Origin of the sequence: Serratia fonticola (assembly GCF_001006005.1) — a bacterium.
Lineage (GTDB): Bacteria > Pseudomonadota > Gammaproteobacteria > Enterobacterales > Enterobacteriaceae > Chania > Chania fonticola.
On the sequence record NZ_CP011254.1, the window covers coordinates 3,891,003 to 3,914,329 of the forward strand.

At 53.8% G+C, this 23,327-nt stretch carries 18 protein-coding genes and 1 other annotated feature; of the genes, 7 read left to right on the top strand and 11 right to left on the bottom strand.

The features are described 5' to 3' along the window. Nucleotides 1-3: 3 nt before the first annotated feature. From hisC to hisL, 4 genes are all read right to left on the bottom strand, one after another. The gene (hisC, locus tag WN53_RS17355) at nucleotides 4-1,068 is read right to left on the bottom strand and encodes a histidinol-phosphate transaminase (protein WP_024486325.1); all 1,065 of its coding nucleotides are present in this window, start codon (nucleotides 1,066-1,068) and stop codon (nucleotides 4-6) included. Next, entirely contained in the window at nucleotides 1,065-2,372 is a 1,308-nt protein-coding gene (gene hisD, locus WN53_RS17360; RefSeq protein ID WP_024486324.1) for a histidinol dehydrogenase, read from the bottom strand. Before hisD ends, hisC begins: the two co-directional genes overlap by 4 nt. Before the next feature lie 4 nt (nucleotides 2,373-2,376). Beyond that, nucleotides 2,377-3,276, bottom strand: coding sequence for an ATP phosphoribosyltransferase (gene hisG, locus WN53_RS17365; protein WP_021179966.1), 900 nt, complete (start codon nucleotides 3,274-3,276; stop codon nucleotides 2,377-2,379). A 70-nt stretch (nucleotides 3,277-3,346) separates the two neighbouring features. Beyond that, nucleotides 3,347-3,482, bottom strand: a sequence feature (His leader region). Beyond that, on the bottom strand, nucleotides 3,458-3,505 hold the full coding sequence (hisL, locus tag WN53_RS28470) for a his operon leader peptide (protein WP_100396937.1): 48 nt from the start codon (nucleotides 3,503-3,505) through the stop codon (nucleotides 3,458-3,460). (Overlaps the previous feature by 25 nt.) Before the next feature lie 282 nt (nucleotides 3,506-3,787). Between hisL and WN53_RS17370 the strand changes: the two genes are divergently transcribed. The 3 genes from WN53_RS17370 to WN53_RS17380 all read left to right on the top strand — a co-directional run bounded on the left by WN53_RS17370 (nucleotide 3,788) and on the right by WN53_RS17380 (nucleotide 9,616). After that, nucleotides 3,788-4,612 (top strand): SDR family oxidoreductase, encoded by an 825-nt coding sequence (locus tag WN53_RS17370; RefSeq protein WP_024486323.1) that lies wholly within the window; start codon nucleotides 3,788-3,790, stop codon nucleotides 4,610-4,612. A 323-nt stretch (nucleotides 4,613-4,935) separates the two neighbouring features. Continuing rightward, nucleotides 4,936-7,104, top strand: a complete 2,169-nt coding sequence (pqqU, locus tag WN53_RS17375) for a TonB-dependent receptor PqqU (protein ID WP_024486322.1) — start codon at nucleotides 4,936-4,938, stop codon at nucleotides 7,102-7,104. A gap of 118 nt (nucleotides 7,105-7,222) precedes the next feature. Then, entirely contained in the window at nucleotides 7,223-9,616 is a 2,394-nt protein-coding gene (locus WN53_RS17380) for a glucose/quinate/shikimate family membrane-bound PQQ-dependent dehydrogenase (protein WP_024486321.1), read from the top strand. Nucleotides 9,617-9,693: 77 nt separating this feature from the next. Here WN53_RS17380 and rimO read toward each other — a convergent pair whose 3' ends face one another. Beyond that, complete coding sequence (rimO, locus tag WN53_RS17385; protein ID WP_024486320.1) at nucleotides 9,694-11,025, bottom strand: 30S ribosomal protein S12 methylthiotransferase RimO; 1,332 nt, start codon at nucleotides 11,023-11,025, stop codon at nucleotides 9,694-9,696. 424 nt (nucleotides 11,026-11,449) lie between these two features. On the opposite strand from rimO, the gene WN53_RS17390 reads away from it, so the two are divergent. Together WN53_RS17390 and WN53_RS17395 are read left to right on the top strand one after the other, a co-directional pair. Continuing rightward, complete coding sequence (locus tag WN53_RS17390) at nucleotides 11,450-11,833, top strand: hypothetical protein (protein ID WP_046808131.1); 384 nt, start codon at nucleotides 11,450-11,452, stop codon at nucleotides 11,831-11,833. 198 nt (nucleotides 11,834-12,031) lie between these two features. Next, nucleotides 12,032-13,210 (top strand): HNH endonuclease, encoded by a 1,179-nt coding sequence (locus WN53_RS17395; protein ID WP_235167098.1) that lies wholly within the window; start codon nucleotides 12,032-12,034, stop codon nucleotides 13,208-13,210. A 115-nt stretch (nucleotides 13,211-13,325) separates the two neighbouring features. Here the strand turns inward: WN53_RS17395 and WN53_RS17400 are convergent, their stop codons facing one another. Together WN53_RS17400 and WN53_RS17405 are read right to left on the bottom strand one after the other, a co-directional pair. Further along, complete coding sequence (locus tag WN53_RS17400) at nucleotides 13,326-14,306, bottom strand: magnesium and cobalt transport protein CorA (protein ID WP_024486983.1); 981 nt, start codon at nucleotides 14,304-14,306, stop codon at nucleotides 13,326-13,328. A gap of 11 nt (nucleotides 14,307-14,317) precedes the next feature. Further along, the gene (locus WN53_RS17405; RefSeq protein ID WP_024486982.1) at nucleotides 14,318-14,737 is read right to left on the bottom strand and encodes a GNAT family N-acetyltransferase; all 420 of its coding nucleotides are present in this window, start codon (nucleotides 14,735-14,737) and stop codon (nucleotides 14,318-14,320) included. Nucleotides 14,738-14,868: 131 nt separating this feature from the next. Here WN53_RS17405 and WN53_RS17410 point away from each other — a divergent pair, with 131 nt between their 5' ends. After that, nucleotides 14,869-15,972: a PQQ-dependent sugar dehydrogenase gene (locus tag WN53_RS17410; protein ID WP_046808132.1), complete on the top strand. Its 1,104-nt coding sequence runs from the start codon at nucleotides 14,869-14,871 to the stop codon at nucleotides 15,970-15,972. A gap of 130 nt (nucleotides 15,973-16,102) precedes the next feature. Here the strand turns inward: WN53_RS17410 and WN53_RS17415 are convergent, their stop codons facing one another. Continuing rightward, a complete protein-coding gene (locus WN53_RS17415; RefSeq protein ID WP_024484087.1) occupies nucleotides 16,103-16,723 on the bottom strand; it encodes a glutathione S-transferase family protein in 621 nt (206 codons plus the stop codon). A gap of 73 nt (nucleotides 16,724-16,796) precedes the next feature. After that, complete coding sequence (locus tag WN53_RS17420) at nucleotides 16,797-17,453, bottom strand: HAD family hydrolase (protein WP_024484086.1); 657 nt, start codon at nucleotides 17,451-17,453, stop codon at nucleotides 16,797-16,799. A 416-nt stretch (nucleotides 17,454-17,869) separates the two neighbouring features. Between WN53_RS17420 and WN53_RS17425 the strand changes: the two genes are divergently transcribed. Continuing rightward, nucleotides 17,870-19,075 carry a serine hydrolase gene (locus tag WN53_RS17425; RefSeq protein ID WP_024484085.1) on the top strand — a complete coding sequence of 402 codons (1,206 nt, stop codon included), beginning with the start codon at nucleotides 17,870-17,872 and terminating at the stop codon, nucleotides 19,073-19,075. A gap of 828 nt (nucleotides 19,076-19,903) precedes the next feature. Here the strand turns inward: WN53_RS17425 and WN53_RS17430 are convergent. Together WN53_RS17430 and WN53_RS17435 are read right to left on the bottom strand one after the other, a co-directional pair. Next, entirely contained in the window at nucleotides 19,904-21,271 is a 1,368-nt protein-coding gene (locus tag WN53_RS17430; RefSeq protein ID WP_024485558.1) for an L-serine ammonia-lyase, read from the bottom strand. Between the two features lie 134 nt (nucleotides 21,272-21,405). Then, nucleotides 21,406-22,704 (bottom strand): HAAAP family serine/threonine permease, encoded by a 1,299-nt coding sequence (locus tag WN53_RS17435; protein ID WP_024485557.1) that lies wholly within the window; start codon nucleotides 22,702-22,704, stop codon nucleotides 21,406-21,408. Nucleotides 22,705-23,327: the final 623 nt, after the last annotated feature.

A 23,327-nucleotide genomic window follows, 5' to 3' on the forward strand; every position in this document is an offset into this window, starting at 1 on the left:
CTCCTATGCGCCGGGCAGAGTATTGAGTGCGTCAACGACGCGCTGGCATTCGTTTCGGGTGCCGATGGTGATACGCAGGCAACCGGACAGGCCAGGCTGTTTATTTTGGTCTCGCAAGATAATGCCCTGATCCCATAAGGTTTTAAAGACATGACTTGAGGCGGTAAAGCGAACCAGCAGGTAATTGCTGTCACTGGTGAAGACCTGCTCCACGCAGGCGCAGTCTTGTAACGCCTGTTGTAGCCAACTGCGGTTGGCGGCAATCTCGGTGACGCGCTGGCGCATAACGCGGATCCCCTCGGTGCTCAGCGCCTGGGCGGCGATATCGGCCACCGGGGTTGAGAGCGGATACGGGGCAATCACTTTCAGCAGCAGGGCGATCACGTCCTCATTGGCCAGGGTAAAGCCGCAGCGCAGGCCAGCCAGAGCAAAGGCTTTGGACAGCGTGCGTAATACTACCAGGTGTGGGTAATCGCTCAGCCAGCTAGCAACCGACGCCTGCGGGCAGAATTCAATATAAGCTTCATCGATGGCGACGATAGCTTTGCCTTTGGCCAGTTCCAGCAGGTTGCGCAGATCGTCGGGATCGAGCAGATTGCCGGTCGGGTTATTCGGGCTGCAGGCGTAGATCAGCTTGACGTTATCCAGGCTGGCGGCAATGGCAGGCAGATCGAGCTGCCAGTCTTCTTTGGCTTCGACCGTGCGGCGCTCTACGCCAAACGTCTCGGCGCTGACGGCGTACATGCCGTAAGTCGGTGGGCAGAACAAGATAGCGTCTTTACCTGGCTCGCAAAAGGCACGGATCAGCAGTTCGATACCTTCATCTGCGCCACGGCTGACCAACACCTGGTCTTTATTCACCCCGGCGTAGGCGGCGTAGCGCTCAATCACCAGCGCGGGTTGGCATTCCGGATAGCGGTTAAAGGTCTGGGCGGTCAGCTGAAACTCTGGTGCAACCGGGTATTCGTTGGCATTCAGCCAGACATCACCCTTGCCACCAAGGCGGCGGGCCGACTGATACGGGGTCAGCTCGCGCACGTTTTTGCGTGCTAATTCTTCGATGCTCATGCTTGCTCCTTCAGTGCGGCGACGCGTAGGGTCACGGCGTTTTTGTGGGCGACCAACTGTTCGGCGGCAGCCAGGATTTCAATGGTCGGGGCCAGGGTCATAAAGCCTTTTGGCGTCAGTTCCTGTACCGTCATGCGCTTTTGGAAATCCGCCAGCCCCAGGCTAGAGCAGGTGGCGGTATAGCCATAGGTTGGCAGCACGTGGTTGGTGCCGGAGGCATAATCCCCGGCAGATTCCGGCGACCAGTCACCGAGGAACACCGAACCAGCGCTGGTGATGCTGTCTACCAGATCGCGCGCACTGCGGGTCTGAATAATCAGATGCTCTGGGCCGTACTGGTTGCTGATGGCGACACACTCGGCCAAATCCTTCGCCACAATCAGGCGGCTGCTGGCCAGAGCTTGGCGAGCGGTTTCTGCCCGTGGCAGTTGCGCCAGCTGTTGCTCAACCGCCATGGCGACCGCTTCGGCCATCGCGGCGTCTGGGGTTAACAGAATGACCTGTGAGTCTGGGCCATGCTCGGCCTGAGACAGCAGATCGGAAGCGACAAACGCCGGGGTTGCGCCGCTGTCTGCAATTACCAGCACCTCGGAAGGGCCAGCAGGCATATCGATGGCCGCACCGTCCAACCGTTGGCTGATCTGACGTTTGGCTTCAGTCACGAAGGCGTTGCCCGGCCCGAAGATTTTCGCTACCCGTGGCACCGAATCCGTGCCAAACGCCATGGCGGCAATCGCCTGCGCGCCACCAACCTGGAACACTTCCTGCACGCCACAGAGTTTGGCGGCATACAGGATCTCATCGGCAATCGGCGGTGGTGAACACAGCACCACGCGGCGGCAACCGGCAATGCGTGCCGGGGTCGCCAACATCAATACCGTGGAGAACAGCGGTGCGGAGCCACCAGGGATATACAGACCCACCGAATCGATTGGACGGGTCACCTGCTGACAACGCACGCCGGGCAGGGTTTCTACGTCCACCGCTGGCAGTTGTTGCGCATTGTGGAAGGTTTCCACGTTGGCGACGGCTACCGCCATCGCCTGTTTGATCTCGTCACCTAGACGGGCGCAGGCCTGGTCAATCTGCTCTGCCGTTACGCGTAATGCCGCGACTTCGGTTTTATCAAACTTGGCGCTGTACTCACGTAGCGCGCGGTCCCCGTTGGCTTTCACGCTATCGAGGATCTCACGCACCGTGCGGGTGATGCTGTCCGAAGCCGAAATGGCCGGGCGCATCAGCAACTCCGCGCGCTGTTCCGCGCTGCAGCTGCCCCAATTGACGACGGTATTGAAGTTTGGCATGGCGTTACTCCATCATCTTCTCAATTGGCAGCACCAGAATGGAGCTGGCACCCAGGGCCTTCAGTTTTTCCATGGTTTCCCAGAACAGAGTCTCACTGCTGACCATGTGCATGGCTACGCGGTTCTGAGAGCCTGCCAGTGGCAGAATGGTAGGGCGTTCGGCACCCGGCAGCAGCGCGACGATTTCGTCCAGGCGTTCGCTTGGCGCGTGCAGCATGATGTATTTGGATTCGCGCGCCTGGATCACGCCTTGGATGCGGGTCATCAGGCGGTCGATCAGCTGTTGTTTGGCTTCCGGCATTTCACCGTCACGCTGGATCAGGCAGGCTTTCGAGCGGTAAATCACTTCCACTTCACGCAGGCCGTTGGCTTCCAGGGTTGCGCCGGTAGACACCAGGTCACAGATAGCGTCTGCCAAGCCTGCGCGCGGAGCCACTTCCACCGAGCCGTTCAGCAGGCAAGATTTAAAACGAACGCCTTGTTTATCGAGGTATTGCTTGAGCAGGTGCGGGTAAGAGGTTGCGATGCGGGAGTCTTGCAGGCTTTGCGGGCCGGAGTATTCGCTATCCAGCGAGGTGGCCAGCGACAGGCGGCAACCCCCAAAGTCCAGGCGGCGCAGCGTGAAGTAACGCGGGTCTTCGCCCTGAGCACGGCGGTTGAGCAGTTCCTCTTCCAGCACGTTCTCACCGATGATGCCCAGATCCACCACGCCATCCATCACCAGGCCAGGGATATCGTCATCACGTACGCGCAGGATATCGATCGGCATATTCTCGGCGAAGGCAATCAGGCGTTGTTGCTGCAGGTTGATCTTGATGCCACAGCGGGCCAGCAATTCCTGAGACTCTTCACTCAGGCGGCCTGATTTCTGCATGGCGATACGTAAACGTGTTTTGTCCAACATGGTAACCTCTGTTTAATCTGTAATTTTATGAATTTGTTATTAAAATTATATTTTCTGTCTGTCCGGAGCCAAAAAAAAACCCTCGGAAGATATCTTCCGAGGGCTCTTTCTTGCGTTTAGTTCGTTCTACGCGCCACTGGAAGATTCGAGAATCGTCTTCCAGCACACATCGCCTGAAAGACTAGTCAGGATGATGGTGATGATGGTGGTTGAACTGAACGCGAGTCATGTCATTTCTCTTTAAAATTGGGTCAGCCAGTGCTGAGGTGCTAATTAAGCTAAACTATCCGTTGTATAACTTGCAACCCTTTTTTGTGGTTATGAATTTAATTTATTGAAAGTGCCTGAGTTATTAGCCGCACGCGGTTTACCCAACGTTAAGGTTAACCGATTGTAACCACCAGCGCGGTGGCGTAGCCTAGGGGAGTATCTCACTATCGCCTGCGGTGTGGCCGTTGGCCTTCCGCAACGGTGAAGTTGGGCTTGTTAGTCGATTCTTAGGGGCATACTGATGAAAAAAGTCGCCATTGTGGGTCTGGGTTGGTTAGGGATGCCGCTGGCTTTATCGTTAATGGGCCATGGGTATGAAGTGGTTGGCAGTAAAACTACGCCGGATGGGGTAGAAGCCGCGCGGATGAGTGGTATCGAATGTTATCGCCTGGAACTGACGCCGGAGCTGATTTGCGAAGCTCACGATCTGGAACAGCTGTTGTACACGGATGCGTTGGTGATCACTCTGCCAGCCAGCCGCACCGTTGAGGGGAGCGCAAGCTACTTTGATGCCGTACGTATGCTGGTAGACAGCGCGATAGCGTTTGGCGTGCCGCATATTATCTTTACCAGCTCCACGTCGGTATACGGTGAAACCACCGGCACCGTTCGGGAAGATTCGCCGCTCAAGCCGGTGACGTCGGCTGGCCGAGTGCTGGAGGAGTTGGAGCTGTGGCTGCATCAATTGCCCAACACGTCGGTGGACGTTTTGCGCTTGGCAGGGCTGGTGGGTGGGGATCGTCATCCAGGGCGTTTCCTGGCGGGTAAGGTTGACGTCAAGGGCGGTTCACACGGGGTCAATTTGGTACATCAGGATGACGTGATTGCAGCCATTCAACTGCTGCTGAAGCTGCCGAAGGGCGGGCACACCTATAATCTTTGTGCGCCAGGCCATCCGCTCAAACGTGATTTCTACCCTGCGCTGGCCGAGCAACTGCAGCTGCAACCTCCGCAGTTTGCGCAAGAAGATGAACAAGAGGGGCGGCTGGTGGACGGTAGCCGTATCTGTAATGAGTTGGGGTTTGAATATCAATACCCAGACCCGAATCGCATGCCGATCAGTTAACCAAATCGAACTGTCCCGCTGCCTGCGGGGCAGTACTCCCCTAAAAAAACCTTGCTTCTTTTTAATCTGTCAGTTTGATTATTAAACTCGACTAAATTACAGGGAAATTAATTTTACGCATTGATATTGAAAGTAATAATCTAAATCCTTCCTATTCCCTCTCCTGATATACATCATCTATATTTATCATTTGTGTGAAATTCGAGTTAACGGAAGTTTGAGTTTCTCTCCGCTATTTTCAAATTGTTGCGATAAGTATTAACATACGCTCGGTTTTTTCTAAAAGGTACCTATCCTCTCAAGCGTCTAATGGCAGTTTTTACATGAATTTTCTTAATAAAAAAAATACAGCGATCTCACCTATCGCCATTTCTGCGCTGTTACCTTGCGCTCTGTGTGTGGCGGTAAACGTACAGGCCAGCGATCGGGCAGTGGACCAATCTTCCATGGTGGTCACGGCCAAGCGCAGCGGTCTTTCAGAATTGAGTACTCCGGCAGCGGTTAGCGTGCTTAATGGCGATGAACTTCGTCAGGCCAGGCCGCAGATTAATCTCTCCGAAGGGCTGGGCAGCGTGCCGGGGCTGCAAATTCAAAATCGCCAGAATTATGCGCAAGATTTGCAACTGTCAATCCGTGGGTTTGGCTCGCGCTCAATGTACGGTGTACGCGGCGTGCGCATTTATGTGGATGGTATTCCTGCCACCATGCCGGATGGTCAAGGGCAAACGTCGAATATCGATCTTAATTCAGTGGATAAGATTGAGGTCTTGCGCGGGCCGTTTTCTGCTCTGTATGGCAACGCTTCTGGTGGCGTCATCAACGTAGAGACCGAAACCGGCCAACAGCCGGACAAGATTGAAGCGGGTATGTATAGCGGCAGTGACGGCACCTGGCGCTACGGCATGAAAGCCAGCGGTGCAACCGGCGATGGCACGCACGCAGGTGACGTGAACTACGCCGTCTCCGCGACTCGTTTTACTACCGAAGGGTTCCGCGACCACAGCGGGGCACGCAAGAACCTGGGTAACGCGCGTTTGGGTGTGCGCATTGATGATGTCAGCACGCTGACGCTGTTGTTTAACTCGGTGGATATTAATGCCGACGATCCCGGTGGTTTAACCGAAGCCGAATGGCACGACAATCCGCGCCAGGCACCAAGAGCAGGTCAATACAACACGCGTAAAACCATTTCGCAAACCCAGGCCGGGTTGCGCTATGAACGCCAGATGAGCGCCAATGACGATCTGAGCATCATGACTTACGCCGGTGAGCGGGAAACCACGCAGTATCAGTCAATTCCTGTAGCCGTACAGCAGCGTAGTGAACAACATCCCGGCGGAGTGATCTCTCTGGCGCGTCATTACCAGGGCATCGATACTCGCTGGACTCATCGCGGTGAAATCGCCACGTTGCCCTTCAGCGTGACGGGGGGGCTCGACTACGAAACCATGACTGAGCAGCGCAAAGGCTATGAGAATTTCACGGTAGTCAACGGCGTTAGCGAATTAGGGACCAAGGGTAATCTACGGCGGGATGAACGCAACCTGATGTGGAATGTGGATCCCTATCTGCAAACTTCCTGGAACCTGACCCAACGTTTGACGCTGGATGCCGGAGTGCGCTTCAGCACCGTCAATTTCGATTCCAACGATCACTATATTACCGGCAGTAATGGTGATGACAGTGGTGACGCCCGCTATCACCAGTGGTTGCCAGTAGGCTCGCTCAACTATGCGTTGACCAAGGGCTGGAATGTGTACGCTTCCGCCGGGCGTGGCTTTGAAACCCCTACCATCAATGAACTCTCTTATCGCCCAGGTGGCGTGGCGGGGCTCAATCTTGGTCTAAAACCTGCTACCAGCGATACCGTTGAACTGGGAAGCAAGACCCGTATCGGCAACGGCCTGTTCAGCGCGGCGTTGTTCCAGACGGATACCAAAAACGAAATTGTCGTCGATGAGAGCAGCAACGGGCGCACCAGCTACAAGAACGCGGGGCAAACCCGTCGCCGTGGGGTGGAGTTAGCGCTGGATCAACAGTTCAGCTACGACTGGCGTCTGCAAATGGCCTGGACGCTGCTGGATGCCACTTACCGCGATGATGTCTGTGGCGACAGCACCTGTTCTGCCGCAAAGCAGGTGCCAAAGGGCAACCGCCTGCCCGGGATTGCCCGCAATATGGGGTACGCCTCGCTGGCCTGGTCGCCGCCGCAAGGTTGGTTCGCCGGTGCTGAAGTGCGCTACATGAGCGATATCCAGACCAACGATCAGAATTCACAGCAGGCACCGTCCTACACCGTGGCGGCGCTGAATACCGGATATCGCTACCCGGTAGGGAACTGGCAATTTACCGTTTTTGGCCGGGTGGACAATCTGTTTGATCGCCAGTACGTCGGCTCGGTGATTGTCAACGAAGGCAATGGCCGCTATTTCGAACCTGCTCCAGGCAGAAACTGGGGTGGGGGCATGAGTGTTGCTTATTCATTTGAGTAGTAAGCAGTAGTACAGCGGGGAACCTAACCCCCGTTGAGTTGTTATCTTGGGATGGTTATTTATTACACCAGTGAGTGCGCCAAAATTTGCGCGTTGCTAGCGGTGGGAGAAAGTGAATATGGCAAAGACAGGCAATAAACGAAGTATAGGGAATTACTTGATGTGGCTGCTGGGGGGGCTGATGGGTGTCATCGGCCTCGCGCTGGCAATCGGCGGCGTTTACCTGGCTTCATTGGGGGGGAGCCTCTATTTTGGGCTGATGGGCGTGGTGATGCTGATCGCTGCGGTACTGGTGATCAAGCTCAAACCTGCGGGCATATGGGTGTATGCGCTGGCCTTTGTGTTCACCCTGATTTGGGCGTTGTGGGATGTTGGCCTGGATTTCTGGCCGTTGTTCTCACGCTTGTTTATGTTCGGCGTGCTGGCCTTCCTGGCCGCGTTGGCCTATCCATGGTTGAAGAAACGTGCCGGTCATCCGGTTCGCGGCTTCGTCAGCTATTCTTTGGCTGGGTTGCTGGCGGTTGCGCTGGTGGCCGGATTTGGTTACACCTTTGTGCCTACGCCACTGGTGGCGGCCAAGGAAGATATCCCGGTTAAACCGGTGGCTGCCGGTAGTGAGCAGAAAAACTGGGAACATTGGGGGAATACCACCCACGGTGACCGTTTTGCCGCGCTGGATCAGATCAACAAGTCTAACGTCAGCAAGCTGAAGGTGGCGTGGATTGCCCATACCGGCGATATTCCACAAAGCAACGGTTCCGGCGCTGAAGACCAGAATACTCCGCTGCAGGTCGGCAATACCCTGTATGTCTGTACCGCCTACGGCAAAGTGCTGTCGTTGGAGGCCGATACCGGCAAACAACAGTGGTCATTCGATCCTAAAGCCTCAGCCCCTAACTGGCAGCGCTGCCGTGGCCTGGGTTATTACGACAATGCGGCTCAGCCTGCCTCATCGCCAGTGGTTGCCGCTAGCGCTACGGCACCAGCCATGTGCGAACGCCGTCTGTTCCTGCCAACCATCGATGCGCGTTTGATTGCCATTGATGCCGATACCGGCAAACCTTGCGCCGACTTTGGTGATAACGGCACCGTCGATCTGAAAGCGGGCATGGGCGAAGTTAAACCGGGTTATTACCAGCAAACCTCAACCCCATTGGTGGCGGGTAACCTGGTGGTCGTCGGTGGCCGCGTGGCGGACAACTTCTCTACCGGCGAACCTCCTGGTGTGGTGCGTGCTTATGATGTGCATACTGGTGAACTTGCCTGGGCATGGGATCCGGGTAATCCGGCCATTACCAAGCTGCCACCAGCGGGTGAAACCTATACGCGCGGTACGCCGAACGTATGGTCCGCAATGTCCTACGACGCCAAACTGAATCTGATCTATCTGCCGACCGGTAACGCCACCCCTGACTTCTTTGGCGGCGAGCGTACCGCGCTGGATGATAAATACAGTTCTTCCATTGTGGCTGTTGATGCCACCAGCGGCAAAGTGCGTTGGCATTTCCAAACCACGCACCATGATCTGTGGGACTTTGACCTGCCGTCTCAACCGTTACTGTACGATCTGCCAGATGGTAAGGGTGGCACGACACCCGTGCTGGTGCAAACCAGTAAGCAGGGCATGATCTTTATGCTCAACCGTGAGAACGGTCAGCCGGTGGCGAAAGTGGAAGAGCGTGAAGTACCGCAGGGCAATGTGCCTGGCGAACGTTACTCCAAAACCCAGCCGTTCTCGGTGGGAATGCCGAATATTGGCAACCAGACGCTGACCGAGTCAGACATGTGGGGCGCAACGCCGCTCGATCAACTGCTGTGCCGTATCGAGTTCAAAGGGATGCGTCACCAGGGCGTCTATACACCGCCGGGTATCGACCGTGCTCTACAATATCCTGGCTCGTTGGGCGGGATGAACTGGGGTAGCGTTTCGGTGGATCCGAACAATGCCATCATGTTTGTTAACGATATGCGTTTGGGGCTGGCCAACTCGATGGTGCCACGCAGCAAGGTGCCGACCGGCGCCAGCGGCATCGAAATGGGTCTGGTTCCGATGGACGGTACGCCGTTCGGTGCGATCCGTGAACGCTTCCTTTCCCCACTGGGCATTCCATGCCAGAAGCCACCGTTTGGCACCATGTCAGCGGTAGACCTGAAGTCTGGCAAGCTGGTGTGGCAGGTTCCGGTAGGTACGGTGCAGGATACGGGGCCGCTGGGCATCAAAATGCGTATGCCTATGGAAGTGGGCATGCCAACGCTGGGTGCTAGCCTGTCTACTCAATCCGGTCTGCTGTTCTTTGCTGGTACTCAGGATTTCTACCTGCGTGCCTTCGATACGGCAACTGGGAAAGAGATCTGGAAAGAGCGCCTGCCAGTGGGCAGCCAGTCCGGCCCAATGACCTTTGTGTCGCCGAAGAACGGCAAGCAATACATTATCATCAGCGCTGGTGGTGCTCGTCAGGCCGTAGAGCGGGGTGACTATGTCATTGCTTATGCTCTGCCGGACGAAAAGTAACTAGCTGGTAGTTCACCAATAAATAAAGGGGTTAGCATTGCTGCTAACCCCTTTATTGTTTTCCGCGGTGGTCGAAATCAGACCTTGGAACCCCAGAGATCGTACTCGTCGGCGTTCTCAATCTTCACTTTGACGATGTCGCCGACTTTGACATTGGCTTCACCGTTGAGGTAGACCGCGCCGTCGATTTCCGGTGCGTCCGCCATGCTGCGGCCAATAGCACCTTCCTCATCCACTTCGTCGATCAGCACCAGCACTTCGCGGCCAATCTTGTCTTGCAAGCGTTGGGCGGAGATTTGCTGCTGCAGCTGCATAAAGCGATGGAAGCGTTCTTCCTTCACCTCTTCTGGCACTGGGTCAGCCAGTTCATTAGCGGCAGCACCTTCTACCGGGCTGAACTTGAAGCAGCCAACGCGATCCAGCTTGGCTTCGGTAAGGAAGTCGAGCAGCATCTGGAAGTCTTCTTCGGTTTCCCCAGGGAAGCCAACGATAAAGGTGGAGCGCAGCGTCAGCTCCGGGCAGATTTCGCGCCAGCGCTTGATGCGCTCCAGCGTGCGTTCAACCGCGCCAGGGCGTTTCATCAGCTTGAGGATCTTCGGGCTGGCGTGCTGCAGTGGAATATCCAGATAAGGCAGGATCTTGCCTTCTGCCATCAGCGGGATCACGTCATCCACGTGCGGGTAAGGGTAAACGTAGTGCAGACGCACCCAGGCACCCAGGCTGGAAAGCTGCTCACACAGGCTGACCATGCTGGTTTTTACCGGCTGGCCGTTCCAGAAACCGGTACGGTGTTTGACATCGACGCCGTAGGCTGAGGTGTCTTGTGAGATCACCAACAGCTCTTTCACCCCAGATTCCACCAGGCGTTTGGCTTCATCCAGCACGGAGCCGATCGGGCGGCTGTCCAAGTCGCCACGCATCGATGGGATGATGCAGAAGGTGCAGCGATGGTTACAGCCTTCGGAAATCTTCAGGTAGGCGTAGTGCTTTGGCGTCAGCTTCACGCCCTGCGCCGGGGTCAGGCTGGTAAAGGGGTTATGTTCCGGTTTCGGCACATATTGGTGAACGTGGGACAAAACCTGTTCGTAGCTGTGCGGCCCGGTAATTTCCAGGACCTTCGGATGCACCTCACGGATTTGGTTTTCCTTGGCACCGAGGCAGCCGGTCACAATCACCTTGCCATTCTCGTTCAAGGCTTCACCGATCGCTTCCAGTGACTCTTGAACGGCGCTGTCGATAAAGCCGCAGGTGTTCACGATCACCAGCTCGGCATCATCATAGCGAGGCACTACCTGGTAACCTTCGTTACGCAGTTCAGTCAGGATCCGTTCAGAATCAACCAGGTTTTTCGGGCAACCTAGTGAGACAAAGCCGACACGGGGGGCTTTTGGGGTCATAGTTTGTGACATAGCTCAATCCAAAATAGAAACGGGCGGATTTTACACTTGGGCAACGGGAAATTACACCGTTATATGTTGGCGGCGTAAACAAAAACGGCCTAGATTGATGACAAAGTGGCCGGATTTTTAACGGCCAAACTGTTCGACCGTAGGGGCGCTGCATGCTGCACCCGTCTAGACGCATCAGCAGCAGTCTCAGCTATAGCAGTATAAGCCGTTTTGATGGCGATCTATAACCAGCCGGAACGCTTGAGTTTTTGGTACAGGAAGCAAGCTAAGAGGTCCGGAATTCTAATGGGGTTAACTCTCTCAACGAGCTCAATCTCGCTTATGCGTAGACTCTCACTAGGTTGTTACAACGTTTAAGGTAAAGTTGTTCGCACGGATGACGATAACAGCAGAAACGTATGGTTAGACTAAGGAGCGATTTTTTATGAAGAAGTTGTTAATACTTTCGTTATTGTTCAGTTCACCGTTATATGCAGCAGAGGCTGATGTGGGGAAGGCCTGTAAGGCCGCAGCTGCTTCTATGTTCGGCCGCGATCACAAGATCATGAAATTGGACAAGGTTAAATCAGGTATAGCTTATGTTCATTACATTAGGAAGGACGATAACTCCCGTTGGGGTATCAAGTGCAAGCTAATCGGCGATCAAGTTTTATGGGCTTCAGATAACCCTGATAGCATTGGTCGTTGGCGTGATGATCCTATGGATAGTGTCGTGAAATACTCAATCAGTGGGGGGGATTTAACGGTCACTGAAACGTATAGTGATGGCTCCAGTACCAAAAATACCTATCCAATTAAGCAACTTTAAGCGAAATAAAAAAGCTTTCTTGCCTACATTTGCAAGGAGGCTTTTATCCCCAAAATGAAAGCTATATTCTTTGGGGATTCATCAGGGTGTATCAGTTTTTTTATTAATTAATATAATAATCAATATCATAGCTATGTTTTGCGTTTGTTCTGGATCCTCGGGAAAATCTCGCAATCGGAACTGATCGTTAGCTGTTGGGTGAAATTTCGTATAGGTATCTCTGTTTGTGGCATTGGTTGGAAATCGGATTTTTCTAAAAGGGTAAGCTTGATACCAAACAATGCTGCTGGCGGCCGCAAAAATAAGGCAAAAGGATACTTTATGAGTTTGAGTAAAACAGGTTATCCCGATGGGGAACGGGTCAGGGCTGTTTGGGATTGCTGCCACGATCTGTATGTTCAATTAGGTCGGGCACCAACCAGTCAAGAATTTAAGGCAGAGATCAACAGACGTGAACCTGACAGGGTTGGGATTAGCACCCATTCGCGACAATGGGGGGATTGGATGCGTTATCATGGATTTAGTAGTAATACTTTGCTTGATGATCATGAGATTCCTGATGAGTACCTTGAACCTAACCGACTCAGAGTTGTTTATGCTGTTCGAAAGTTAGGCGAGGCTTCAGCCATCGATGTAATAAATTGGATAATGAATAGCAACGCCCCACTAAAAGCGAATGAAATTCGCATTCAGTTGGACGCGTTAACTGTGAACAGTAATCATCGATATCGCTATTTACAAGGAAGAACAGATACGCGAAGCGATAAGGGGCATCCTTGTGATACCTTTTACCGTTCAGGAGAGCTGAGAGCTACGCGCTATGTCGAATATATTCCTGAATTGCATGGTGTATGGGATATAGCTGATGATGGAAAGACCCCGATTAAGATTGTAGATCCGTGGCATACCGATGCGATCATGCACCAACTCCGTATTGAAACTTGCGACAATGACACAGAAACAACAGATGATGATTTCAACGATGCTCGCGTGAGGGCAATGCGTGAAGCTGTCATTCGCGAAGGGCAACCTATCTTTAGACGGCGGCTAATGGCGGCCTATCAGGGAAAATGTCCCGTAACGGGCTCAACTATTACGGCATTGCTTGAGGCTGCACATATCAGGCCTTACGCAGGAGCATGGCATTGTGAGGCAAAACACGGAATTCTCCTTAAAACCGATATTCATACGCTTTTTGATAAAGGCCTACTTTGGCTTGATGATGATTTTCAAGTCTGTTTGGCCCCTATGTTATTAGATTCCGAGTATGCAGAATTGTTAGGCCGAAGGATTGATCTGCCAAATTCCAAGGGCGATTGGCCACTGAGAGAACATCTGGCTCGCCATCGAGAGTTTTGCACTGGTATTTTGCAGTAGCTAACTCCTGAAACTGGAGTCATTGATTATCTGAGTAGGCGCAGCATGGAGATAAGCGGGCGCAGCATGCAGCGCCCCTACGTCGCGTATCCAGTTGAGTAATGCCAGTACGGATCTATAACCAGCCGGAACGCTTGAGTTTTTGGTACAGGAAGAAGCAACCGGCGACGGTGACGCCCAGCGTGGTGTGGTAAGCCCAGGGGAACTTCAATTCGGGCATATCCGAGAAGTTCATGCCGTACAGGCTGAAGATCACCGTTGGAATGGCCAGGATCGCCCCCCAGCCTGCCAATCGCTTAACCACTTCGTTTTGCTTGACGGTCACCAATGCCAGATTGACGTGCATGGCGTTGGTCAGCATTTCGCGCATATCATCTATCGTGCTGGCGACCTGCCGGGTATGGTCCTGCACGTCGCGAACGTAGGCCCGCAATTCTTTAGGGATCACATCCTCATGCAGATGGATCAGTTGGTTGCAGATCTCATCCATCGGCAGGGCGGCATTACGCAGGCCGAGCAGGTGGCGGCGCAGGCTGTAGACGTTTTCGATGGCGGTTTCGTCAAACTCCGACCTGAACATGTTGGACTCAATGTCTTCGATCATCGTTTCGAACTTGCCGACGATATGGCGATAGTTGTCGACGATAAAATCCAATACCGAATACAGCGCAAAACCAGGCCCGTGGCACAGTTGCTTGGGGTTTTCCTCTGCCTTGGCGCGGATAGGCGCATAGCTGGAAGAAGCACCGTGGCGCACGCTGATCAGGAAGTTTTTACCAACGAAAAAGTGGGTCTCACCGTATTCGACTTCTTCTTTCATCCACTGTGCGGTTTTCACCACGATGAACAGCGAGTCACCATAGGTCTCTATTTTCGGCCGTTGATGGGCACATAAGGCGTCTTCGATCGCCAGATCGTGCAGGCCGAACTCCTCCTGGATCTTGCGCATGAACGCGTCTTCCGGTTGCCACAAGCCCAGCCAGATAAAGGTGTCCGGCTCCTTGACCACTTCACTGATATCTTCAATCGTCACGTCGGTCAGCCGTTTACCGGCCTTGTACGCCACGCAGTTGATTACCATTGCTTGGGTTTCCATCGCGTTACCTGTCAGTCTGTGAGGGTTTTGGTGAAGAAATAGCGTTCATGTTCTACCGGATAATCGTGTAGCGTCATCTGAAGCTGATAGCCCAGTTTTTCGTAGAATGGCCGAGCCTGGAAGCTGAAAGTATCTACCCGAGCATAGCGGCACCCAGCGGCAATCGCCTGCTGTTCGGCCGCCTGGATTATTTTCCTGCCGACCCCTTCACCCCGCAATGTATCGGAAACCCATAGCAGCTCAATGCTCAGCCAGCGGCCTACGGTGCTGCCGGTTAAGCCAGCAATCTTATTGCCGTTATCATCCAGGGCAAATACCCCGATGTTCTTATTCAGAATATCGCCGACGAATTGATGATTATAGGCCATCAAATGGTTACGGATTTCTGCGGTTTCTTCTGGCTGTAGTGCGTCTGTTACGGTGATCTTCATTGTGCCTCCTGGACGGTTCAACTAACTTAAGCACAGCAAAGAAAAAATGCAACATATTGAAATTTAGATTAAAGCACGAACTTTACCGTCTGGGCTAAACTCATTGGACTCTACCAATTTAAGGAGATGACATGTTGCGGCCTTTTTTGATTGCGGGTTGGTTGCTGTTCGGCAATGGCCTGCTGCATGCGGCACCGGTAGTGACTGAATTACAGGACAGCCTTGAGCATCCCTGGTCGCTGGCCTTCTTGCCGAACGATAGCGGTATCCTGATAACGGAACGTCCTGGCCGTTTGCGGTTATGGCAGCCGTCTGCCGGGCTTTCCTCACCAATAACCGGTGTGCCAGACGTCTATGCGCAGGGGCAAGGAGGATTACTAGACGTGGTGCTGGCTCCGGATTTTGTCACTAGCCGCCGGGTTTACCTTAGCTTTGCAGAGGCAGGGGATGCAGACAAGGCCGGTACCGCTGTCGGTTATGGGCGCCTGAGTGCAGACAATAAACAGCTGGAAGATTTTCGTGTCATTTTTCGCCAGCAGCCCAAGTTGTCTACCGGCAACCATTTTGGCTCTAAACTCGCCTTTGATCGCCAGGGCTATCTGTTTATTACCTTGGGTGAAAACAACCAACGAGCGACGGCTCAGGAAACGGACAAACTGCAAGGCAAAATTGTTCGGCTAACGGCAGAGGGCAAGGTACCCGCCGATAACCCGTTTGTTGACCAAAAGGGCAAGCGACCGGAGATTTGGTCTTATGGCCATCGCAATCCGCAAGGATTGGTGCTGAACCCCTGGAGTGGGGAGATTTGGGAGCATGAGCATGGCCCACGCGGCGGTGATGAAATCAATATTCCTCTACCGGGCAAAAACTATGGCTGGCCGATAGCGACCTATGGAATTAATTATTCAGGGTTAGCCATCCCTGAAGCTAAGGGCCAGGTTGTGCCAGGAACCGAACAGCCGCTGAATTATTGGAAAGTTTCGCCGGGGGTCAGCGGGATGGCGTTTTACGATAACCCGCGATTCCCCCAATGGCAGCACTCTCTGTTTATTGGCGCGTTGGCACAACGGGATCTGATCCGTTTGACGCTGGACGGTGACAAAATAGTGGCAGAAGAGCGGCTATTGGGCGATCGCAATGAGCGTATTCGCGACGTGCGCGTCGGGCCGGATGGTTACCTTTATCTGCTGACCGATGACAGTAATGGGAAACTGCTGCGGGTTGGGCGCGATTAGCGCCCAGTCAGATGAGTTTGAGATCGGCGGCGGTGATGACCTCTCTGGAGTTCATTCGGATAATCCGCCGCACGATTTCGTCGTCTAGCCCTGCGTTGTACGAAGAGCCTCGGTAGGGGCACTGTGGCAATTAAGTGAGCGGTATCATCACCGCGTGCTGGTAAGCAGGGCGTGCGCATAACCGCTGATACCAGCGTTCCATATGCGGGCTGGGCTGGCGTTCGATCGGCATGGAAAACCAGGCGTAAACAAAGCTGCCGAGCGGAATATCGCCGATGCCGAACTCTTGGCCTGAGAGGAAAGGCTGCTCAGCCAACGTCCGTTCGATGATAGCAAAGTGTTGCTCCAGTTCAGCAATGCCAGCCTCAATCAGGGCCATATCACGCTTTTCGGGCGGAGTGCGAACCATGCCCCAGAACACGTTGCGGAAGGGGCCGGTGATGGTTGAGGTATTCCAGTCCATCCATTTTTCTGCCGCAGCGCGAGCCTGGAGATCCTGCGGGTAGAATGGCGTCTGGCCGAACTTGGCCGCCAGATAACGCACGATGGTATTGGATTCCCACAGCACGAAATCCCCATCCTGCAACAGCGGTACCAGACCGTTGGGGTTGAGCGATCGGTAAGGTTCTTCGTTAACCTTGCCGTAGGCACCACCGGCGTTGATATGGGTGTAATTCAGCCCTAACTCAGCGGCACACCAGCGCACTTTCTTGACGTTGTTAGAATTTTCACGGCCCCAAATGGTCAGCACAAAGCACCTCTTCATCGACAGATAAAAGTAACTCTCATACCTACGCTACAAAGCCGTTTTTGTCACCTTGAAATCAGCGTTCCCAGTGGCAGACTTCCCAACCGTGCAGCTCTGCCAACGCGCCAAGATCGCTATTCGGGTTGATAACGGTGGCGCTGTCGACGTATTCCAGCATGGCTTTATCGTTAATGGAGTCGCTATAGCCGTGGCTATGGGCAAATTGCAGTTCAGGGTGTTGCTGTAACCACTGTTGCAGGCGGATGACCTTACCCTGCTGATAGGTCATGGTGCCGTAGGTCTTGCCGGTAAAACGGCCCTCTGACACTTCGACACCGATAGCCAGCGCGCCATCGGCCCCCAGTTGCTCGGCGATGGGGGCAACCAGATGTTCACCGGTTGCTGAAATCACCAGAATGCAGTCGCCGCGTTCGCGATGCCATTGCATGCGTTCGCGTGCCGCGGGGTAGACGCGGGGCAGGATATCCCGGCGAATATAGCGCTGCACCCAACCAGCGACGGTCTGGGTACTCAGACCCGCCAGCGGAACCAGCGTTGCCTGCATATAATCTTCCATCGACAGCTGGCCCTGATAATAGGATTGCATCAACAGCTGCTCTTGGCGTTCCAACTCTGCCGGTGCGAATCCTTCGGCTACCAGCCAGCGAACCCAAAGGCTGGCGCTGTCATCATCAATCAGGGTTTCATCCAGGTCGAACAGGGCTAAATCCATCAATATTTCTCCGGCAAGGAATGCTGCGGGCTATAGGATAACGGATACGCGCGGCTGTGAACCAGTTGCCGCGGTGAAATGCTCAGAGCATAAGTAACTTTGATGACAGTGCGGCGACGGTTTGTTGAAAGTTTGCATAACCTGGCACATAGCCTGATTTCCAGCCAATTTCTCTGCGGTAACGTACAGTTATGTAAAAATGCAGAAAAATCAGCCTAAACCCTGCAAAAATAAGAGCAATCTAATAAACTCACAACGAGGGCACTTTCGGTGCCGCGTTGGCCCAAATGGGAGCCGCTGGGTATTTCGCGGTTGGCAGCGCGGCCTCGTGCCACTCTCGCTGGTTGGCTGAAAACGTGAACATGTTTGAAAGTTAACGCTATTTCAATGGTTTGAATGGACACTCTGGCGACGTCATGATGAAAAATAACCGTTCCACTCCTCTTGGTAAATTGGCCCTCAGCGTAGGTGTCATGTTGTTGGTTGTGCCTACCGTACAGGCAGCAGAGGCTCCGGCCGCACCGCAGGTCGATGCGAAAGCCTATGTATTGATGGATTACGACAGCGGCAAGATCCTGGCAGAAGGTAATGCGGATACCCGTCTAGATCCCGCGAGCCTGACTAAAATCATGTCCAGTTACGTGATTGGCCAGGCGATGAAAGCCGGTAAGATCAAACCGGACGATCTGGTCACCGTGGGCAAAGATGCCTGGGCAACCGGCAACCCGGTGTTGCGTGGTTCTTCTTTGATGTTTATCAAACCCGGCGATCAGGTGCCGGTATCGGAACTCAATAAAGGCATTGTCATCCAGTCAGGTAACGACGCCAGCATCGCCTTGGCAGACTTCGTGGCGGGTAGCCAGGATTCGTTCGTTGGCTTGATGAACAATTATGGCAAGTCCCTCGGCCTGCAAAATACCCACTTCCTGACCGTGCATGGTCTGGATGCCGAAGGGCAGTACAGCACCGCACGCGATATGGCGTTGCTGAGCCAGGCGCTGATCCGCGACGTGCCGGATGAGTACGCGTTGCATAAAGAAAAAGAATTCACCTTCAACAAGATCCGCCAGATAAACCGTAACCGCCTGCTGTGGAGCACCAACCTGAATGTGGATGGTATCAAAACCGGTTACACCGGCGGGGCTGGGCATAACCTCGTCGCCTCGGCCACCGATGGCCCAATGCGCCTGATTTCGGTGGTGCTAGGGGCTCCGAGTGACCGTGTGCGCTTTAGCGAAAGCGAGAAGTTGCTGACCTGGGGCTTCCGCTTCTATGAAACCGCAACGCCGATCAAGGCCGATAAAGCCTTTGTGACGCAGAAAGTGTGGTTTGGCGACGTGGGCGAAGTGCCGCTGGGCGTGGCGAAGGATGCCGCCGTGACTATTCCTAAGGGGCAGATGAAAAACCTGAAGGCCAGCTACAAGCTTAACCAACCGACGCTGGAAGCGCCGCTGGCCAAAAATCAGGTGGTAGGCACCATCGATTTCCAGCTGGATGGCAAAACTATCGATCAGCACCCGCTGGTGGTGATGCAGGAAGTGAAGGAAGGGAACTTCTTTAGCCGCATGTGGGACTTTGTGATGATGAAGCTGACCCAGTGGTTTGGCGGTATTTTCGGCTGATCCTCGGCCAATATACCCCTCACCCTAACCCTCTCCCAAAGGGAGAGGGGACTTACCGTGCTACAAATAAACTCTCGTGTTTGACCCCACAGGCAACGCCACTACGCAGTGCCGCAGACCTGAATGTAACTCCGTACAGCTCCCTCTCCCAAAGGGCGAGGGGACTTGTCGCGCTACAAATAAACTCTCGTGTTTGACCTCACAGGCAACGCCACTACGCAGTGCCACAGATTAACGCCTGTACCTGAATGTAACTCCGTACAGCTCCCTCTCCAAAAGGGATAGGGGACTTACCGTGCTACAAATAAACTCTCGTGTTTGACCTCACAGGCAACGCTACTACGCAGTGCCACAGATTAACGCCTGTACCTGAATGTAACTCCGTACAGCTCCCTCTCCAAAAGGGATAGGGGACTTATCATGCTACAAATAAACTCTCGTGTTTGACCTCACAGGCAACGCCACTACGCAGTGCCGCAGATTAACGCTTGTACCTGAATGTAACTCCGTACAGCTCCCTCTCCCACAGGGAGAGGGGACTTACCGTGCTACAAATAAACTCTCGTGTTTGACCCCACAGGCAACGCCCCTGCGCAGTGCCACAGATTAACGCCTGTACCTGAATGTAACGCCGTACAGCTCCCTCTCCAAAAGGGATAGGGGACTTACCGTGCTACAAATAAACTCTCGTGTTTGACCTCACAGGCAACGCTACTACGCAGTGCCACAGATTAACGCCTGTACCTGAATGTAACTCCGTACAGCTCCCTCTCCTGTGGGAGAGGGTTGGGGTGAGGGGAAACAGCGATTACTTCAGCGGGCAAAAAATCAATTACACGCCACAACCTTGATGGCCAATCCGCCCTGTGATGTCTCGCGGTATTTGGAGTTCATGTCCTTGCCGGTTTCGTACATGGTTTCGATCACCTTATCCAGGCAAACGCGTGGCTCGCTGGTGCGACGCAGTGCCATACGTGCGGCGTTGACTGCCTTCACGGCAGAAATCGCGTTACGTTCGATACAAGGCACCTGAACCTGTCCGGCCAGGGGATCACAGGTCAGCCCCAGATGGTGCTCCATGGCAATCTCTGCGGCGATACAAACCTGTGCCGGGCTACCGCCCATCAACTCCGCCAGACCAGCTGCCGCCATCGAGCAGGCCACGCCGACTTCCCCTTGGCAGCCCACTTCGGCGCCGGAGATGGAAGCATTCATCTTGTACAGCGTGCCTATCACACCGGCAGTCAGGAAGTAACGGCTGTAGGAGTTGGTGTTCACCGGGCGGATAAACTGGTCGTAATACGCCAGCACCGCTGGAATGATACCGCAGGCTCCGTTGGTGGGTGCCGTGACAACTCGGCCACCCGCAGCGTTCTCTTCGTTGACCGCAAACGCGAACATATTGATCCAATCCACTACGTTCATCGGGTCGATATTGTTCTTGTCACCGGTTACCAGAATGCGGCGCAGGGCGGCGGCACGGCGCTGTACTTTCATCGGGCCGGGGAGCAACCCTTCGGTATTCATACCGCGTTCGATACCGGCACGCATCACCTGCCAGACGTCGGCAAAGTGCGCTTCGATCTCTGCTTTGCTGCGCAATGCCAGTTCGTTCTGCATCACCAACCCGGAAAGTGACAGCCCGGTATCTTTGCAGTGCTGCTGCAAATCCAGCGCGGAACGATAAGGGTAGGGGACCGCGACGCTATTGTTGGCCGATTGGCCGAAGTTTTCTTCATCAACGATAAATCCGCCGCCGATGGAGTAATAGGTTTTGCTGTGCAGCAACCGATCGCCAGCATAGGCGCTGATCGACATGCCGTTTTCGTGCAGCGGCAGGTTAGTGCTGTGGAAGTTCATGCCACCAATCTGTGGAAAATCAACCTCGTGCTCACCCTTTGCCAACAATAGGCGGCCACGCTGTTCCACATCACGAATAAAGCCGGCGATGCTGTCGATGTCCACGTCATGGGGCAGATTGCCCGCCAGGCCCATAATAATCGCGATGTCGGTATGGTGCCCTTTACCCGTCAGTGACAGTGAGCCGTAGACGTCAACCGCCACCCGTGTTGTATCGTGGAGTTGCCCGGCAGCCTGCAAATCATCGACAAACTGTTTACCGGCTTTCATCGGGCCGACGGTGTGGGAACTGGAAGGGCCGATGCCAATTTTGAAAATATCGAAAACGCTGACCATAGTCTCGCTTCCTTCTTGAAGTTAATTCCCTCAGCCTGCCGTTTAGGGGGCATATGGGTCATGCTTGAGTTCGCGGCGGGGTAGGAGGGGGAGATTCGAGATAGCCGGTGCCATTGGGCACCGGCTGAGCGCTATTAACCGAACAGTGTGTACAGGATGGCGGAGATGGCAATCAGGCCCATCACGACCACAAATACGTTGCTGATATGGCCGCTGTACTTGCGCATGGCAGGCACTTTACGGATCGCATACATCGGCATCAGGAACAGCAGCATCGCGATGATTGGGCCACCCAGGTTCTCGATCATGCCCAGAATGCTTGGGTTCAGCGTGGCAACGATCCAGGTGGTCACCAGCATGAAGATGGCAGTGATGCGGTTCAGCTTGTTGGTGGTGATAGTCTTGCCACGGCTTCTCATCGATTTGGCAATCATGCCGTTAAAGCCTTCACGAGCACCGAGGTAGTGGCCCAGGAAGGATTTGGTGATGGCGATGAAAGCGATGACTGGTGCGATGTACTCGATCACCGGGTTGTTAAAGTGGTTAGCCAGGTAAGACAGGATGGAGATGTTTTGCGCTTTGGCTTCGGCCAGATCCGCCGGGGACAGGCTCAGCACGCAGCTGAAAACAAAGAACATCACGGTCAGCACCATCATGATGTGTGCATAGCCCAGGATGCGGGAACATTTCTTCTCAGCGTCCACGCCGTACTCTTCGCGTTTTGCTACAGCAAAGGCGGAGATGATCGGTGAGTGGTTGAACGAGAACACCATAACCGGGATTGCCAGCCACAGGGTGATCACCAGGCCGTGGCCCAGGCTGCCGCCAGAACCGGCCAGTGAGACGTTTTCGAAGATGGCACTGCTCCAGTTAGGGATCAGATAAAGCGCCAGCAGCATCAGCACCGCAACAAACGGGAATACCAGGATACTCATGGTCTTCACGATCGCCTGCTCACCGAAACGCACGATGCCCATCAGGCCAACGATCAGGATCAGCGACAGGATGGCGCGTGGTGGCGAGGCCATACCCAACTGGTGGGTGATGAAGCTGTCCACGGTGTTGGTGATCGCAACGCTATAAACCAGCAGGATTGGGTAAATGGCGAAGAAGTAGAGCAGGGTGATCAGTTTACCTGCGCTGATACCAAAGTGTTCTTCTACCACTTCGGTGATGTCTTCACCTGGGTTTTTGCCGGACAAAACGAAACGGCACAGGCCACGGTGGGCAAAGAAGGTCATCGGGAAGGCGATGATGGCCATGATGATCAGCGGGATCAAACCACCGATACCGGCGTTGATTGGCAAGAACAAGACGCCAGCGCCGATGGCGGTGCCGTAGAGGCCCAACATCCACATGGTATCTGATTTACGCCAGGCCGTGCTGGAACCTGAGGCTGCAGAGGCGATAGTGCCGGTCTGTGTAGTGTCCATAAATATCTCCGAGGTGAACACGATAATTTAAAATAAAAAGAAAAACTTAAGTTTAAAATCCGCTGGTGAAATAAGTTGCTATCCCGCCAGTGGTAAAATCAGTTGTTACAACTAGAGGTTGAATTGCGCCTCTGAATTGTTTAACAGGCTAATGATGTTGCTAACCTGCCTAAATGGTTTCTGCTGTTAACGGGGTCAACGCCGATGTTTCTGTCGGAGGAGCAACTGCCCACCGATTTTGTTGGCGGCAAGATAACGATTTACAGCAGAAACAACCGTGATCTTGCTCCCAAATGCGTTATGTGTGCGGTTAATGGCTTTTATTGTAAATTTTCATGCAAATGTTGCGCGTTTGTGCGAAACATCATGCTGCAACCGTTCTCACTAATCCCACAACCTTTATCCGGTTTGTATGATGTTTAACCGGATAAAAACCTGTCTTGTGTGGCAGGGCGAGCAATATATTTTATGTGATGGTTTGGATCTAGCTAAAATGCCGGATTAAGCTGTTTTAGTGATTTAGATCACGTTTTGTTATTGAGGGGGAAATGTTTATCTGATTGTTTTTACACTTATTTAGTGATTTTCATTGTCAATATGGCTGGAAGATGACGGACCTAATA

Coding starts and splice junctions, on each gene's coding strand:
- WN53_RS17425 (WP_024484085.1), top strand. CDS start 17,870: ATGATGAAAAATAACCGTTCCACTCCTCTTGGTAAATTGGCCCTCAGC.
- rimO (WP_024486320.1), bottom strand. CDS start 11,025: ATGTCACAAACTATGACCCCAAAAGCCCCCCGTGTCGGCTTTGTCTCA.
- pqqU (WP_024486322.1), top strand. CDS start 4,936: ATGAATTTTCTTAATAAAAAAAATACAGCGATCTCACCTATCGCCATT.
- WN53_RS17400 (WP_024486983.1), bottom strand. CDS start 14,306: ATGGAAACCCAAGCAATGGTAATCAACTGCGTGGCGTACAAGGCCGGT.
- hisG (WP_021179966.1), bottom strand. CDS start 3,276: ATGTTGGACAAAACACGTTTACGTATCGCCATGCAGAAATCAGGCCGC.
- WN53_RS17435 (WP_024485557.1), bottom strand. CDS start 22,704: ATGGACACTACACAGACCGGCACTATCGCCTCTGCAGCCTCAGGTTCC.
- WN53_RS17380 (WP_024486321.1), top strand. CDS start 7,223: ATGGCAAAGACAGGCAATAAACGAAGTATAGGGAATTACTTGATGTGG.
- WN53_RS17430 (WP_024485558.1), bottom strand. CDS start 21,271: ATGGTCAGCGTTTTCGATATTTTCAAAATTGGCATCGGCCCTTCCAGT.
- WN53_RS17405 (WP_024486982.1), bottom strand. CDS start 14,737: ATGAAGATCACCGTAACAGACGCACTACAGCCAGAAGAAACCGCAGAA.
- WN53_RS17420 (WP_024484086.1), bottom strand. CDS start 17,453: ATGGATTTAGCCCTGTTCGACCTGGATGAAACCCTGATTGATGATGAC.
- WN53_RS17370 (WP_024486323.1), top strand. CDS start 3,788: ATGAAAAAAGTCGCCATTGTGGGTCTGGGTTGGTTAGGGATGCCGCTG.
- hisD (WP_024486324.1), bottom strand. CDS start 2,372: ATGCCAAACTTCAATACCGTCGTCAATTGGGGCAGCTGCAGCGCGGAA.
- hisC (WP_024486325.1), bottom strand. CDS start 1,068: ATGAGCATCGAAGAATTAGCACGCAAAAACGTGCGCGAGCTGACCCCG.
- WN53_RS17410 (WP_046808132.1), top strand. CDS start 14,869: ATGTTGCGGCCTTTTTTGATTGCGGGTTGGTTGCTGTTCGGCAATGGC.
- WN53_RS17390 (WP_046808131.1), top strand. CDS start 11,450: ATGAAGAAGTTGTTAATACTTTCGTTATTGTTCAGTTCACCGTTATAT.